Origin of the sequence: Paenibacillus sp. FSL H7-0716 (assembly GCF_038002705.1) — a bacterium.
GTDB lineage: Bacteria > Bacillota > Bacilli > Paenibacillales > Paenibacillaceae > Paenibacillus_AQ > Paenibacillus_AQ odorifer.
In genome coordinates, this window is sequence record NZ_JBBODA010000043.1 from 1 (window position 1) to 16,076 (window position 16,076).

The 16,076-nt window shown below is 44.8% G+C and carries 15 protein-coding genes; 11 read left to right on the forward strand and 4 right to left on the reverse strand.

The window, feature by feature from the left end; genetic code table 11:
* The 10 genes from MHH60_RS29520 to MHH60_RS29565 all read left to right on the forward strand — a co-directional run.
* Positions 1-533 (forward strand): LPXTG cell wall anchor domain-containing protein (locus MHH60_RS29520; protein WP_341161191.1); only part of this gene is annotated, 533 nt, incomplete at its 5' end.
* A 147-nt stretch (positions 534-680) separates the two neighbouring features.
* Positions 681-1,616, forward strand: a complete 936-nt coding sequence (locus MHH60_RS29525) for an alpha/beta hydrolase (protein WP_305953786.1) — start codon at positions 681-683, stop codon at positions 1,614-1,616.
* Between the two features lie 819 nt (positions 1,617-2,435).
* On the forward strand, positions 2,436-2,825 hold the full coding sequence (locus tag MHH60_RS29530) for a NusG domain II-containing protein (protein ID WP_036681022.1): 390 nt from the start codon (positions 2,436-2,438) through the stop codon (positions 2,823-2,825).
* Positions 2,809-3,366: a Gx transporter family protein gene (locus tag MHH60_RS29535; protein WP_076124520.1), complete on the forward strand. Its 558-nt coding sequence runs from the start codon at positions 2,809-2,811 to the stop codon at positions 3,364-3,366. Before MHH60_RS29530 ends, MHH60_RS29535 begins: the two co-directional genes overlap by 17 nt.
* 29 nt (positions 3,367-3,395) lie before the next feature.
* Positions 3,396-4,250, forward strand: a complete 855-nt coding sequence (locus MHH60_RS29540) for an ATP-binding cassette domain-containing protein (protein WP_076138197.1) — start codon at positions 3,396-3,398, stop codon at positions 4,248-4,250.
* On the forward strand, positions 4,241-5,143 hold the full coding sequence (locus tag MHH60_RS29545) for an ATP-binding cassette domain-containing protein (protein ID WP_076138199.1): 903 nt from the start codon (positions 4,241-4,243) through the stop codon (positions 5,141-5,143). The genes MHH60_RS29540 and MHH60_RS29545 overlap by 10 nt, the downstream gene beginning before the upstream one ends.
* Complete coding sequence (locus tag MHH60_RS29550) at positions 5,136-5,927, forward strand: energy-coupling factor transporter transmembrane component T family protein (RefSeq protein WP_076138201.1); 792 nt, start codon at positions 5,136-5,138, stop codon at positions 5,925-5,927. The genes MHH60_RS29545 and MHH60_RS29550 overlap by 8 nt, the downstream gene beginning before the upstream one ends.
* Positions 5,928-5,970: 43 nt before the next feature.
* Positions 5,971-7,896 carry a peptidase U32 family protein gene (locus tag MHH60_RS29555; protein WP_076138203.1) on the forward strand — a complete coding sequence of 642 codons (1,926 nt, stop codon included), beginning with the start codon at positions 5,971-5,973 and terminating at the stop codon, positions 7,894-7,896.
* A gap of 97 nt (positions 7,897-7,993) precedes the next feature.
* Positions 7,994-9,280 (forward strand): aspartate aminotransferase family protein, encoded by a 1,287-nt coding sequence (locus MHH60_RS29560; protein ID WP_076138205.1) that lies wholly within the window; start codon positions 7,994-7,996, stop codon positions 9,278-9,280.
* Positions 9,281-9,318: 38 nt separating this feature from the next.
* Positions 9,319-10,203, forward strand: a complete 885-nt coding sequence (locus tag MHH60_RS29565) for a UbiA-like polyprenyltransferase (RefSeq protein ID WP_036681005.1) — start codon at positions 9,319-9,321, stop codon at positions 10,201-10,203.
* Positions 10,204-10,753: 550 nt separating this feature from the next.
* Here MHH60_RS29565 and MHH60_RS29570 read toward each other — a convergent pair.
* The 4 genes from MHH60_RS29570 to MHH60_RS29585 form a co-directional block, all read right to left on the reverse strand.
* Entirely contained in the window at positions 10,754-11,734 is a 981-nt protein-coding gene (locus MHH60_RS29570) for a polyprenyl synthetase family protein (RefSeq protein ID WP_076138208.1), read from the reverse strand.
* Positions 11,735-11,750: 16 nt separating this feature from the next.
* Entirely contained in the window at positions 11,751-12,269 is a 519-nt protein-coding gene (locus MHH60_RS29575) for a hypothetical protein (protein WP_081389156.1), read from the reverse strand.
* A 175-nt stretch (positions 12,270-12,444) separates the two neighbouring features.
* On the reverse strand, positions 12,445-14,325 hold the full coding sequence (locus MHH60_RS29580) for an FAD-dependent oxidoreductase (protein WP_076124507.1): 1,881 nt from the start codon (positions 14,323-14,325) through the stop codon (positions 12,445-12,447).
* Positions 14,326-14,373: 48 nt separating this feature from the next.
* Positions 14,374-15,267, reverse strand: a complete 894-nt coding sequence (locus MHH60_RS29585) for an FMN-binding protein (RefSeq protein ID WP_076124505.1) — start codon at positions 15,265-15,267, stop codon at positions 14,374-14,376.
* A 460-nt stretch (positions 15,268-15,727) separates the two neighbouring features.
* Between MHH60_RS29585 and MHH60_RS29590 the strand changes: the two genes are divergently transcribed.
* Positions 15,728-15,931, forward strand: coding sequence for a CsbD family protein (locus MHH60_RS29590; RefSeq protein WP_036682530.1), 204 nt, complete (start codon positions 15,728-15,730; stop codon positions 15,929-15,931).
* Positions 15,932-16,076: the final 145 nt, after the last annotated feature.

Here is a 16,076-nt window from a genome sequence, read left to right on the forward strand (position 1 = left end):
TAACACCGACGCCAACGCCAACGCCGACACCAACAGTGACGCCGCCTGAGGCAACACCGACACCGACGGTAACACCAGAAGCAACACCGATACCGACGGTAACGCCAGAGGTAACACCAACACCAACGGTAACGCCTGAGGCAACACCAACGTCGACACCAGAGACTTCGGTGTTCCCGACACCAACGCCATCATCCGTAATTGGCACTATAGTTCTTGCAGAAGATCCTGTGCCGCTTGGGCCTGTAGCTTCGCCGACACCAGCGCCAGTACCAACACCAACACCGTCGAATAGCACAGAAGTACTTGTTGATGATGATGAGATCCCATTAGGTCCGGTACCGGCAGTGACACCAACACCAACACCTGATGAAATCATCGTAGTAGACGATACGATCCCATTAGGTAAGCCACCTGTGAAGGAATTGCCAAAGACGGGTGAATCAAGTCCTGCACCTTACTATGTAGCAGGTTTAGGTTTTGCACTTATCGGATTATTAATGAGAACCAAGTTCTCCAAAAAGAATAAATAATAAACGGTAGAGCAACATAGAGTCGCTTTCGGGGGGTGTCCCGATGGCGGCTCTATTTGTATGTCATGATTGCGATAGTTTGGTGCATTCTAAGTAGATGGTATACTCTTGTTGCAAAAGAAATGAAGAGGGGATGGCGAAGGCGAATTGATATGGTTCATTATTAGCGCTGTAATCATCATAGGGATTCTAATCTATGTGGGATTTTTCTTCTATGGTATTGCTATTAAACGAGCGCCAAAGGTGTTTTTAAGTAATAATCCTAATCTGAAGGCTGATCCTCCGGTTGCCGGAGCTTCTTGGGGGGAGGGGAAGGATTGGGTCTCTCGCCAGAGCTTTGAGAATATTGAGATCGTATCTGCAGATGGACTTAAACTAAGAGGTTACTTACTCCAATCTAATCGTGCTGCGGGACGCACAGCCATTCTAGCCCACGGTTATTCAGGTAAAGCAAAGGATATGGGGGCGTACGCCAAAATCTACTACGAGAACTTAGGCTTTAACATCCTAATTCCCGATGCAAGAGGGCATGGAGATAGCGCAGGGGATTACATTGGTTTTGGTTGGCCGGAACGAAAAGATTATTTGCAATGGATTGAATACATGATTAAAAAGACTGGACCCAGTGCTCAAATTGTGCTTCACGGTGTTTCTATGGGCGGCGCTACAGTGCTAATGACCTCAGGGGAAGATCTTCCGCCGCAGGTAAAAGCTATTGTTGCGGACTGCGCTTATACCTCAGTAAAAGCACAATTATCTTACCAACTACGGCGCATGTATCGCTTGCCAAGTTTCCCTTTCGTACAAAGTGCAAGTCTAATCACCCGCTTGAAGGCGGGGTATGGTTTTGGTGAAGCCTCTGCATTAAAGCAAGTGCGGAAAGCGAAGGTCCCGATTCTTTTTATTCATGGGGATGCGGATAACTTTGTACCTTTTGCTATGATGAATGAATTGTATGAGGCATGCCAGAGTCCAAAAGAGAGGCTCATAGTGCCGCAAGCGGGGCATGGATTGTCTTATGATACGGATAAGGCGGGGTATATAGATGTAGTAACAGCTTTTGTAAGTCGATATGTAAAATAAGTCCTGAACGTAGACAGCGCCCGATATCCGCTAGGTAGCGGTTATCGGGCGCCTATATTTTTCCACACATGACGTAGTCCTTGAATAAGGAACGTACCGTCATGCTTTCTCGTTATATTCATCCCCCGCCGTTCGTGAGTAACGGGTGTCTTGATTCCTTGTTATTTCCAGCAGCCGTGTGGCGAGAATAATCCTTCCAATACGACAAAAGCCCTACCTCTCTTTTGCCCTTGCGGCTCCATTGACCGCGCCAGTGTGAATCGGAATGCTATATTTCGAATTTAATCTCATAAAAAGGAAGAGTACTGCAAGAAAACATAAAGCCTCTTTGTCCAAAATGCCGATGTGTATAATAGTCGGCCTGACATCTTCTTGGTGGGGATATTCAATATATCGAAAAACAAATACCATATAAATATAACACACTATTGTTTAAAAGGCAAATATAATAATGAATTCCAAGATAAGGTTTATTTGATTCTAGAGAGGAACAAACCTCGATAAGGAGCGCTTAGATTTTGAAAGTAACTTAAATTGGGTTAATTGTGAATTATTCCGGAAAAGCTAGTAAACCAGAGAAGATGGGCGATCTCGGTGCAAATGGGCTAAAATGTAAGTTGGATATTTTTGCAAACGCTACAAACTACAACTGAAAATGCCAGAGACGAATGGGTTGTGTCTGCTGGGGTTATTTTGCGTGCCTATTTTGTGAACAGCTCTCTAAAACTGACAATAAACTCCAACATTGATTGAAGGATTGAGGGTAGACCGTTATAATTAATAAGTCTGGATTTTAATTAAAAAATAAGGGAGATTTTTATGAAACGCGCAGATGTGTGGCTGATTTCCATCGTATTGATTGCTGCGCTCGCTTTTCTCGTACCGAGATGGTTTTCGGACAATGATGACAAAGGTGGGGCCGGTAAAAATCTCATAGCCAATGTAACGGTGGACGGTGAGTTATTTAAAACGGTAAAGCTTACAAAAGAAGAACAAACCATTGAGGTCCGCACGGAACGCGGCTATAACATTTTGAAGGTGCATGATTACGGGATTGAAATGTACGATGCCGATTGCGCTGATAAAGTTTGCCTAGGTTTTGGTTTTATTACCCTGCCCAAACAGACGATTGTCTGTCTACCGCATAGAGTATTAGTCGAAATCACCAGTGCGTCGGGGGAGGATGATATAGATGCCTATGTCCAGTAGTGAATCTGCAACAGCTTTAAAAAGAACAGTGATTATTGCGATTTTCGCCGCAGTGGCAGTAGTGTTAAGTTTAATAGAGGCACAGATTCCGTTATCCGGGATGGGACTGGTGCCGGGTGCTAAGCTCGGGCTGGCCAACATTATGATTTTGACTTGTATTTATTTTTTACGTGGACGGGATGCTTTGCTGCTTGTCATCCTCAAAACACTGCTTACTGCATTTCTGCTAGGTACCTTCTCAAGCTTGCTGTTTAGTTTATTTGGTTCACTTTTTAGCTTTGTTGTTATGTTTGTGCTGATGCTGATTAGTGGCAAAGGTAAGAGTATAAGCTTGATCGGAATTAGTATAGCCGGTGGGATTGCGCATAATATCGGTCAGCTGCTGGCAGCTTCTATGGTATTTGCATCACTTAGTATTTTTTATTATCTTCCCATGCTGCTGATCACTGGGGTAGTAACAGGAATTGCCGTGGGCTATGCAGTCCGTTATTTGGTGGCGTCATTGTCAAAAATATCGCTGTTTGAAGAATTTTTGGACTGATTAGTCACATCAGCGGAAGGATGACTAACATGAATGAATCATACGAAGGTCAAGACTTAGAGGGAGAAGGACAAGCAGTCATCTCTCTGGATGGGGTATCGTTTGGCTATAATCCGGAGCATCCGATTCTTCAAAATATAACGTTATCTATCTCTCAAGGACAATGGGTCAGCTTGGTTGGTCCTAATGGCTGCGGGAAGTCTACGTTGGTCAAGCTGCTCAATGCTCTGCTGCCTAAGGGGGCTGGTGAGATTGTGGTTAGTGGCATGCTGCTTAGTGAGGAAACGATCGGCAGTATTCGGCAATGTATCGGAATGGTGTTCCAAAATCCGGATAATCAGTTTATTGGAGCCACTGTAGAGGAAGATATCCTATTCGGCCTGGAAGGGCTTTGTTTGCCGTACGAAGAGATGGCTGAACGTTTGCACTCCTATACGACGAGACTAGGAATAAATCAGCTGTTGTCCAAGCATCCGGGTGAGCTGTCAGGAGGCCAAAAGCAGCGTGTTGCTATCGCTTCCATTCTTGCTATGGAACCAGGCATCGTCATTTTTGACGAGGCCTCTTCTATGTTGGATGAAGGAAGCAGAAATGACCTTCTCGGCATTCTGCAGGATATGCGGGCAGAAGGGAAGTACACGATCCTCATGATTACGCATGATGCAGATGAAATTTTGGCATCGGATCGGGTGCTTGCGCTGCATGGAGGTAGTTTGGCTGCAGATGTTACACCGGCGGAGTTGTTCCGGAACGAGGAGCTTCTGGAAAAATGCCATCTGCGTGAACCTTATCCTTGGCGCCTTGCACGCGAGCTGCAGAACCAGGGTATTCATGTGGATGTTCCGACCAGTGAAAAGGAGCTTATAGACACGTTATGGCCATAGAATTACAGCAAGTAAGTTACACCTACGCTGACCGAAGCCTCTGGAAGCTGACGGCGCTCCGGGACATTAATCTCAGTGTCCCCATTGGCTCGATGGTTGGTATTGCGGGGGCGACGGGCTCAGGTAAATCGACGCTGCTGCAATTGTTTAACGGGATACTGAAACCAACCGAGGGTATGGTAAAAGTGCTTGATGTAACCATTCAGGCTGGTGAGAAGTCACCTAAGCTAATTCCACTGCGCCGCCGAGTCGGATTGGTATTTCAATTTCCGGAGCAGCAGATGTTCGAAGATACGGTCGAGAAGGATCTCATTTTCGGTCCCCTTAACTTCGGTATGAGTCTCGAAGAGGCAAAGTCGCGTGCACGTCAGGCCATGTCAGATATGGGGCTGGATCTCGCGTTGCTAGAGCGGAATCCTTTTCAATTGAGCGGTGGACAAATGCGTAAGGCGGCTATCGCTTCCGTGCTAGCTATGGACCCTGAGGTCATCGTTCTGGATGAGCCCACGGCAACGCTTGATCCCATTAGCCGTGCAGAGCTAATCAGCTTGCTGGATCGATTATGTCGTGAGCAGGGCAGAACGATCATTATCGTTACGCATCGGATGGATGAGTTATTGCCCTATGCGGACAGCTGGGTTGTACTTAAAGAGGGCAGCACGGCGTTTCAGGGCAGTGTAAAGGCACTTGCAGATGATCCTTCGATTCTGGAACAGTGTGGTTTGACGGTTCCGCAGTCCCTTCGTTACTGGCGTGCAGTTGCTGATCATTTAGGTCTTGTGGATGAAGCCCCCCGCTTGACGGCTGAGAGTCTGGCAGAGCTTATAGCTTCGCTGCCAACGGAATCCATAAGCACTGGTAAGCCCGATGGAAAGAGGGATGACCATGAATGAGAAACTGATCTTAGGTCGGAGTATTGAGACCGGTTCGTGGGTGCACAAGCTGGATGCTCGTGCCAAAATCACTGGCATGCTATTATACGTAGCTGTTATCCTGCTCTCACGTTCGTGGATGGCCATGGCTGTGCTGGCTATTTTTTCGATAGCCGTTATGGCTTCAACGAAGATTCCGCTTAAATACTTCCTGAAAGCAGCTAAGCCTTTACGTTATTTAATGTTGTTTATCTTTATTGTGCAGGTGGTGTCTGTAAAGACAGGGGAGGTAATGCTGACTCTTGGTTCCTGGTCTATCTATGAGGGAGGGCTAAGATTAGGGGCATTTTCGGTCATCCGCATGTTCTTTCTTATCACCTTTACAGCGCTTCTGACCTTCACAACAACGCCGGGGAAGCTGAATCAAGGGCTGGAGGGAATCTTGACACCCTTCAAAAAGCTTGGCTTATCCCCTGACCGTATCACGCTGATGATCAGCATTTCACTTCGTTTCATTCCTACGATTCTAGATGAATCGCAGATCATAATGAAAGCGCAGGCCTCAAGGGGAGCCGATCTAAAAGAGCTGCCTTTGAAGGAAAAGGGACGGATGTTAGTCTCCCTGCTGGTCCCGATTATCGCCAGTGCCTTTAGGCGTGCTCAGGATCTGGTGTATTCCATGGAAGCCCGCGGTTTTCGCATGGATGCTCCCCGCAGTCGGTATCACCGCCTAAGGTGGGGCAAATTCGATACTGTTTTTATTGGGATGTTTGTAGTCATGGGAATTGCAGTAGCTTTGTTATAATACGCATTCCCTATTAGTAGTATCAACTTGGGAGGGAACTTGAATGGCACGTTATTTTAACGGTAGAGAAGTTGAATTACTCGCACCCGCAGGAACGTTTGAGATTTTCAAGGAAGTGATCCAATCACGGTGTGATGCAGTTTATTTTGGTGGACCTGTATTGAATATGCGAATGATGCGCAAAGGTTATAATCTTACTCATGAAGAGATCGTAGAGGCACTTGATATCGCACACCGTCTAGACAAAAAAGTGTATATCACTGTGAATAATCTTTTTAGTGAAGAAGATGTGGAAGAAGCTAGAGAATACCTGCGTTTCCTTGATGGTGCTCGGCCAGATGCCTTGATTGTTCAGGATATGGCAGTGTTGGAGCTTATTCGGGAGATGGAGCTTAACCTTCCTATTCACTCTTCCGTAATGATGAATGTTCACAACCTGGAGATGATCTATGCGCTGCGTGATCTGGGTGTAACTCGTGTAGTTACCTCGCGGGAAATGGATCTGCAGACAGCTAAGCTGCTTGGTCAGCGGAGTGGCATGGAGCTGGAATATTTTATTCACGGGGATATGTGCTCTGTGCATGGTGCAAATTGTTACTTCAGTTCCCATGTTTTTGGTATGAGCAGCAACCGGGGGAAATGTATGAAGCCTTGCCGCTGGGATTATCGGGTTAAAAAAGACGGATATGTATATCCTGCTGAATATCCACTGGCTGTCAAAGATATGTTTATGTATGAGCATCTTCCGGAATTGATTGAATCAGGCATTACTTCCTTCAAAATAGAGGGCCGTATGCGTGATAAGGATTTTATGGTGATGCTGGCGAATAGCTACGGCGAAGCCATTGACCGATATATCGATGATCCGATTGGTTTTGATCGTACGGTTGATACTAAAGAGCTGTACAACAACCGCAAGCGTGACTTTTCGACAGCTTATGCTTTTGGTAAACCAGGGTTAGCTAACATTAACCGTCGTTATGAAGGTACGGGCAAATTCTATAGCACTGGAAAAGTATTTAGCACCCCAACCGCAGAACGTGAGCTATCTGAAAAACGTGTAGAGGAATTGCGGGAACGTTTGGCGCAAGAAAAGAAACCAAAGACAACAAAAGCGAAGCTGGCTGTACGTGTGAATAATATGGAACAGGCGCGCGTAGTATTGGAGCTGGGTGTGGATAGTTTATACTTGCCGGGCGATGTATTTGAACCGGACAGACCTTTTACAAAACGTGATATTAAGGAACTTGGTGAGCTAAAAGGCGATAGCAAAATCTATTTAGGGTTGCCACGCATGATGACCGAGCTGCATTTCGATCAATATGATCAATTGCTTGGTGGAGAACGCTTGCCGATCGACGGTATAATCGTTACTAATTTGGGAGCGATTCGCAGATACAGCTCTACAGGTTATCCGTTAATTGGAGATGGTAGTTTAAATGTCTACAATCATCTTTCCGCCCAATTATATGCAAAATTAGGTTTGACTCAGCTTTCGGTTTCACCGGAAATGACGCTGGAGCACTTTGCTACCTTTGCCTCGCGTTGTGACACGCCTTTGGAAGTTGTTGTACATGGTACACCTGCACTAATGTATATGGAGCACGATCTTTATGAGAATACTGAAGTAATGGAGCCTATCGCTGAAGAGGATAATCAATATGTGCACAATAATGTATTGGTTCTAAAAACAGACAAAGGTGAAAATCCGGTATATCGTGATCAGCACGGCCGTTGCCATCTTTTGTTTGCGAAAGAGCTCTGCTATTTACCGTTGCTTGGTGAGATGATTGATCTAGGCATATCTAGTTTCCGTATTGAAGGAGCGACATATAGTGCTCAGCAGTTGCGTGAAATTATAATATCTTATCAACAAGCTATGAATCGTAATGAAGTGAAAGATGATATGCTAGGTGGTCTTGAGCCCATTTATGCGGGTTATACTCTAGGTTCGCTGCAATTTAACTAATTCTATTTTTTGGGGTAAAATACCGTCTGCTAGTAAGAAGAATGCACAGTACTCTATGAATAAGTTACTATTTTCACAAGAAGAGAGGGAATCAATCATGGAACAACAAGAATTCATCGGAAGAGAAGCCGTAGCGGCAAAGCGTAAGCAATATTTCTATCCGTGTACACAGCATTTTTACCGCGATGCGCCTCAGCTTGTGCGAGGTTCGATGCAGTTTGTGTATGATGAAAATGGCAACCAATATACAGATTTCTTCGCAGGTGTATCTGTAGTCGCCTGTGGGCACTGCAATCCAGCCATAACTGGACGTACGATTGAGCAACTGCAGCAGCTGCAGCATACGTCTACGATCTATTTAACTCAGCCAAATGTGGATTTGGCTGAACGTCTGGAAGAGGTTATGCCAGGCGGTCTACGCCGAACCTTTTTCGTGAACAGCGGCTCAGAGGCTAATGAAGGCGCACTGCTGCTTGCCCGGATGTATACAGGACGCAAAGGGTTCATTGCACTGGAGAGTGGTTTACACGGCCGTACCAATCTAACTATGAGTGTGACAGGTCTGCCGATGTGGCGTACCGATAAATACTTGGATCATGACGTTGAGTTTATTCCTCGCCCATATCATCCAGAACTATCTCTGGAGGAAGCCGCTGCACTATCCCTGGAATCTCTGGAGCGAGTGCTTGAGGAGAAGGGGAATAGTATCGCCGCAATGATCGTAGAGCCAATCCAAGGCAATGGTGGTATGATTATGCCAACGCCAACCTATTTCAGCGAGGTCAAAATGTTGCTGGAGAGATACGGCGTACTACTGATCGCTGATGAAATTCAAACTGGATTTGGTCGTACAGGCAAAATATTTGCTATGGAGCATTTTGACGTAGTGCCCGATATTATAAGTATGGCCAAGGCACTGGGGAATGGAATTCCGGTGGCAGCCTTTGCGACAACGGATGAAATTGCCCTCGCGCTGAACCGTCCGTCGGCTTCCACCTTTGGAGGAAATCCGGTATCTGCTGCAACGGCGCTGGCTGTGCTTGATTATATTCGCGATGAACGGCTTCCTGAACGCTCAGTGCTGCTCGGAGAACGATTGAAGGCAGGGCTAAAGACCCTTCAAGACAGCTATCCTTCGCTTATCGTGGATGTACGGGGAATTGGGCTTATGTTGGGAGCGGAGCTTGCTGGTGAGGATGCTGAAGGCTCTGCGGCGCTTACAGATCAAGTGCTGGAAGCGATGAAAGACAGAGGATACCTGATCGGTAAAAATGGCATAGGACGCAACGTACTAGCCTTTCAACCGCCGATGATTATTACGGAAGAGGATATCGACGGGCTGCTTAACAACCTGAAGGAAGTCCTTGCGGAGCTTAATGACTAATACAATGAATTTCAAGTAGCGAAGAAAGAGGAAAACGAATGGCTATTCTAAACATTTTTAAAACTGCAGGCCTAAAGCTTAAAATGTTCAGTGAACTGGTGATGTTCTCTCATACGCTTTTTTCGCTGCCGTTTGCCATTATCTCGATGGTGTGGGCCGCTGGGGGCTGGCCATCAGGGCATGTGATGATCTGGGGTCTGATTGCATTGATTGGTGCCCGTAATGGCGCTAATGCATTCAATCGGCTGGCAGACCGTACGTTTGATGAACAGAATCCTCGTACGGCACATCGGCATTTGCCACAACGGTTATTGGCAGAAAAAGAAGTGGTTGTCTTTGTTATTGTCAATTATGCCATCTTTATTGTGGCTTCAGGCATGCTGAACTTGCTCTGCCTGCTCTTATCGCCGGTAGCAATCGTGTTAATATCGACTTATTCTTATACAAAACGTTTTACCTTTCTCAGCCATTTATATTTAGGCTTTGTTATTGCTTCCGCACCGATTGGTGCATGGTTTGCCGTAACCGGAAATATCGCATTTACACCGTTTGTGATCGGGACGGTAGTTATGCTCTGGATTGCCGGATTTGATATTATCTACGGCACTCAGGACATTGAATTTGACCGGCGGCATGGGTTATGGTCTATTCCGAGCTTCTTTGGATTAGAGAATGCGCTGCGTATCGCCAAAGGTCTACATTTCATTATGATTATGCTGCTATTATTTCTATACGTATGGCAGGATCTCGGCTGGATGTATTTAGTTGGGATTGGCATCGCTACATTGCTACTGATGACCGAGCATAAGATTATAAAACCCTCGAATCGTAAGCTGATGAAGGTGGCTTCTTATAATCTAAATCAGGTGATCAGCATAGTGATATTATTGTGCACGCTGATTGATTTTTTCTATGTTAGTTAGGGAGCTGGCTGAGCATTGGCGCATTGCCCTCAACTAACAACAAAAGACAATAGCCTACCCAAAAGGGGTAGGCAAGGGAATTGGAGAGCTGGCTACGCTAGCTTTCCTTTTTTGTGTTGACTCGGTCCCGGCTCTGTAAGGGGGAAGCCAGGAGTTGAATGCAAAGATTAGGGAAAACCTCCCTAATCTTATTGAGTTTTTTATCTTTTGACTATGTTTTAGGGAATTTGTCCCTGAAATATAGCTAGTTACTCTCAAAAGCATGCTAAAGTGGACGATATTAGGGAGGAATTCCCTAATATCGTGGTTTTCGAACGATTATTAACTAATTTTAGGGAGGTTTTACCTAATTGTATCCGATGGAGTAGAATGACTAGACTAGCTCATGTGCGCTACGCTGTGTTTGCGTGTTTAGCTTGTCCTGTTGAAGCGGAAAAATAGCAGTTGAATTTGCGACAAGATCAATAAAATGATGTGTCTAAATCAAAAAAAACGGATACCCCCAAGTGAATGGGAGGTATCCGTTTTTATTTGTATTAGAACGTACGCTTTAGCGATCACGGTCCGCAAAATATTGCAGCAACGTTTCCAGATCAGCATGCGCCGGGTAGGAGGAGAGCTGCTGCACAATAGCTGCAGCTTTATCCAGATAGTTCTGGCTGACCCTTTCAGCGCGAGCGAGGGCATCGCTATTGTTAATTAGGGTGAGCACATATGCTACCTCGGCGTCGGAAGAATCCGGGCCGATTGCACGGATCACAGGCGAGAGCTTAGGGTCCTGCAAGGCGTACAGCACTGGCAGGGTGACCTGACCATGTCGCAGGTCGCTACCGGCAGGTTTGCCTAGGACATCCGCGGACTGTGTGAAATCTAGCAAGTCATCTTGTATCTGAAAGGACATCCCTAAGGCTTCTCCAAAATTATAAAGGAGATTGGCAACTTCTTCGGTGCTTTCAGTGGACAATGCACCAACCCGTAAGCAGGTTGCCATAAGAAGAGCGGTTTTGTTTAAGGATTTCTCCAAATACTGATCCATTGTAATTTCATAATCAAAAGCATGTTCCATTTGCTGATATTCACCTAGACACAGCTGAGCGGTGGCTACAGAGGATAAGTCATGAACGTATCTGTTTTTATCTCCTGTATATTTGCTCAGCAGCTCGATGACCCGAGCGGACATGTAATTACCAACATGTACTGCTGACAATGTACCCGTCTTAATATGTAAGGCGGGTACGCCCCGCCGTAACTCTGAACGGTCAATGATATCATCATGAATTAATGAGGCGGCATGAATAAATTCAGCAGCAGCAGCTAATTGAAGCGCTCTGCGACCGGTATCCTTACGGCCAAACCGACTGCCAACAATGACCATGAGGGGACGAAGGCGTTTACCACCGGAATTTATAAGCTCTAGAACACTTTGCGCGAGCTGAGATTTCTTAGGTACATCTTTATCACGCGCCACAAGGTTTACGATTTCGCGGTTGATTTCATTTATGTCTATATTTAAGGCCTCATGCAGCTTCATTTATGGATCCCACCTGTCAAATGGCTTTGCTTGTGCGACTACGCTGTCTGCACTCTTGAATCAAGAACTCTTCGATTCCAGTAGCTGGATCATGTTCCGCGAAGTCTCCATTTGACCGTCTAATCTGCATTTTTTTGATCGAAGGAGCTAGATAAGCAACTAAGTCGAGCTCACGGCATTTCACCGCAAACTGCAGGTAAAAGCTATACAAATAATCTCCATCCAAAATGTTGCGTGTAAGGTCGGGATGATGTGGGATACATTCCATATGGCGCTCTGCTGCCAAAGTGAGAATAGTGTAAATACCCAGCAAATTGACTTTGCGGCTGTATTCCAGATCATGGCGTTCCAGTACCGAGATTAGCTGTTCACATGCAGCCGGAGAGGGCTGAAGCTCAATTCCGGCAATAGGTGACATTTCAGTATGCAACAACCGGAGGGTATCTTCTATGAGTTGTTTGTTCACAAGATTCTCTCCTTCTTGTCGGTTTTGCCGGAAGAAACCATACCCGATCATCCCTACAAAACCATTCATTCAAGAAAAAACCACCATTTCCTAGGATTAGGAAGGTTATTTTCTTCTTGTAAATAAGGAGAGTAATGTGTCCTAGGGACACATTACTCTGAAGTATATCCATATTTAACCCTAATAAAATACAATTTGCACATATGTTCTATATGATAAATTACACAAATTCAGGGTTTTATTATCAGTCGGTGTATAGATACCATCGTCTGACGAGCGGAATTCTCTTCCACTGTTTCTTAAGCCAAGGAAGTACATAGTAGTCTAGACCAAGTGTGCTTCCCGATCCGCCGATGCAGGCAATACCAGCAGCAACGTACCATAACATTTCTGTCGAGGCCATTTTGGTTGACCAAATCATGACCGACATGCCTACGGTCGCTATAGAAGCAAGTGCTGTGAAGAGACCAACGATGAGCATAATACCGAAGACGATTTCTGCACATACCATACCGATTTGGAACCATTTCGCGAGGAAAGTATAACTTCCGTCGTTGTTGTAGAACATCAAATCCATGAACCAGTTTGTAATGTTGTATACGAAGTTAGGTACAGGCAACGCTTCAACTGCTTCTTTTGCAGTGGATACTGCTGAAGCTGCAGATTGTGCATCTACGGTGTCTTTAACTGCATCTACTGCAACACTGGCTGCTGATGAAGCATCCGTTGCAAAAGGAGCAGCTGGAATCAAGAAAATCTTATCTGGATCTTTCCAAATCTTTTGGATCTTCTCAATACCTTCGTATAACCACATACCACCAAGTAGAACACGAAGTGGAACGAGCCAGAAATTAGGTGAACGTTTGGAGAAGTGACCACCCAAGAAGCTCTTGCGGTTCTCAACATGGAAGAATTCATGCATCATATATGTCCATACTTTATTGAATCCGACAACCTGAGACAGATAGAACATATTAATAAAGTGTTTAGATAGCATTGCCATGAATCCGGTAAGCATAAAGAACTTACCTGGCAGACCAACGTTTGCTACACCGTAGCGGCTACCAATGGAGACCATTGTACCGTGGAAACCTGGTTTGTAAGCTTTTTTAGCAGTGTTCTGAATGTCGGCGGCAATGTTGCCAGCAACAATCGGAGCGGCTTGTTCAGCGTTCTCAACCATTTGTGGTACAGGACGAGTTTCACCTTCAGGAATGTAGAAAATGTTGTCCCCTACTACGTAGACGTTCTTATGATCTACACTTTCCAGGTTCTCATTCGTAACAATCCGTTTGCGGCCTTGTTGTTGAACTTCAAGTCCACCAACGATTTCGGAGCCTTCAACACCAGCAGTCCAAACAATTGTTTGCGAATCGACGACGTTTTTCTCACCAAGGGCAACACTACCATTGCCTACTTCGGTGATTTTAGCGCCAGTAACGATTTCCACGTTCAGCTTACGAAGGCGAGCTTCAGCTTTTTGAATCAGCTTATCTGGAAGGATAGGCAGAATCTTCGGAGCCATATCAGCCACAATCAGTCTTACTTCGGATGGGTCGATAAAAAACTCCTTGCATAATTCCTCGCGTTGTTCAGCCATTTCACCAACCAGCTCGACACCAGTAAAGCCGGCACCGATAATAACGAAGGTCAGCATAGCACGGCGTACAGCTGGATTTTTCTCCATAGCCGCTTTGGTATACATATCACGGATTTGGCGTTTCAATGCTACCGCATCATCGTAAGACCAGAAGGAGAAGGTGTTTTCTTCTGCGCCTGGAATGCCGAAGAAGGTTGGTTTGCTACCTGTGCCGATTACAAGGTAATCGTAAGCGTAGGTAGCTTTATCGGACTTAAGTTTTCTGCTTTTGAAATCGATATTGCTGATCTCATCAAGAACAACATCTACTTTAAGGCCCGCAAAAATTTTCTTAAGATCGATCTTGATTGAATCCTCTGGAGCACGGTTCGCGGCAACCTCATGCAGCTCAGTCAATAGAGTGTGATATGGATTCCGGTCGATCAGTGTAATTTCAACATCTTTGTTTTTCTTAAATTTCTTTGCCAGTTTCTTAGCCGTGAGTACGCCGCCGTAGCCGCCGCCCAAAATGACTATTTTCTTCAAGAGAAATTCACCTCATTCGTCTGATTAGCTGCAGAAGGTCCTGCGAAATTATTTCGCGCCTTCGAGTGCTTTTTCTGCAAGTGTAAAATATTCACCAACATGAATACTCACGCCGGAAATTGCATCAGTTTTGCCTTCAGCATCAAGCGTTGGAGCAGTACCTTTGTTTTCAAGGAAGTATTTTTCAGCCAAAGCGATTTCTTCATGCCATTCAGCAGAAGCGCCGCCAGCTTTCATACCATATTTACCATCAACGGAGAATTGCTTCTTGTCATCGCCAGCAGCATTCAAACCACTGAACTTAACAGCTACAACATTACCGTTAGCAACAGTCAGGTCAACAGTGGATTTCCAACCGGATTCAGCGTCCATTTCGCCTTCAGCATGGTAGCCTCCGTCTTTATATTGACCAGCTTCTACTGGACCAGCAGCAAGAGCAGCTTGAGCAGCTTTTACAAAGTCAGATACGTGTACGGACACACCAGAGATGGCATCAGTTTTCCCCTCAGCATCAAAAGTTATAGCTGCTGGATCTTGTTTTTCGATCAGGAATTCTTCAGCTTTAGCTGCTTGCTCGTGCCATTCAGAAGAAGCACCGCCAGCTTTCATACCATATTTACCATCTTCAGAAACTTTTTTCTTCAGGTCGCCTGCAGTGTTAACGTTAAAGGCATCCCAGTCAGCTTTAGTGATCTTTCCACCTTCTACAGTTAAGAGTGCGAAATATTGCCAGCCAGTTTTAGCATCAACGTCAGCAGTACCGTAGTAAACTCCGTCTTTGTACTGTCCAGCTTCAGTTCCAGCGTTACCGGAATTTGTTGCAGGAGCAGTTGTTTCAGCTGGTGCGTTAGTAGGGGCTGCGGCGTTGTCTGTGTTGTTACCACAACCTGCGAGCAATCCAAGGATAAGTGCGCTCGACAAGATAACAGAAGCTTTTTTCATTTCAAATGACCTCCAAAAATATAGTTTAAAATATATATATTAAAATGTAAAACATTTTAATAGTCGAGCGAAGTGATAAAAATCACTTTATAAATGATATTTGTCACTTTAATCTCATACCTTATTACCCGTTTGTAACAGTATCATGACTTATATCGGCATACATTAGGAAAAAATTTAATGATGTTGTTTTATCTCCGATGGCATTCTAGCACATGGACTAGGAAAACAATTGTGAAATAAATCACTTAAAAAATTAAATATTTAATTTATATCTGGATTATATCAAATTTTAAAAGATTTGAATACATAAATTAAAAAATATATGTGACAGAATACGACTTAATTTGCTAATGCCATGAATAGTGGAAAGATTCATAGCGAATGGGGAAGGGTAAGTAAAGGTAACACGGGATAACGATCCTACCCTAATTAATTCAGCTAAGGAGATGAGCTTATAATGGACAACAATGTATTTAAAGGAAAATGGAAACAGCTCAAAGGCGAGGCCAAGAAGCAATGGGGCAAGCTTACAGATGATGATCTTGACGTAATTGATGGTGAAAAGGATAAATTAGTAGGTAAACTACAAGAACGTTATGGACACACGAAAGAAGACGCGGAGAAAGAGTACCAAACCTGGGGACGTTCCTACCGCGATTAATTCGTTACTAAAGACGTTTATAATAATATTCCAGAAGAAGAGCGCAAATCGCATCTGATTTGCGCTCTTCTTCTGCGTCTGTGGACGGTTAGTTATCGAATAGGGCTTTAGTATGGTAGTATTATGAGATGAAAGTTGTAATTTA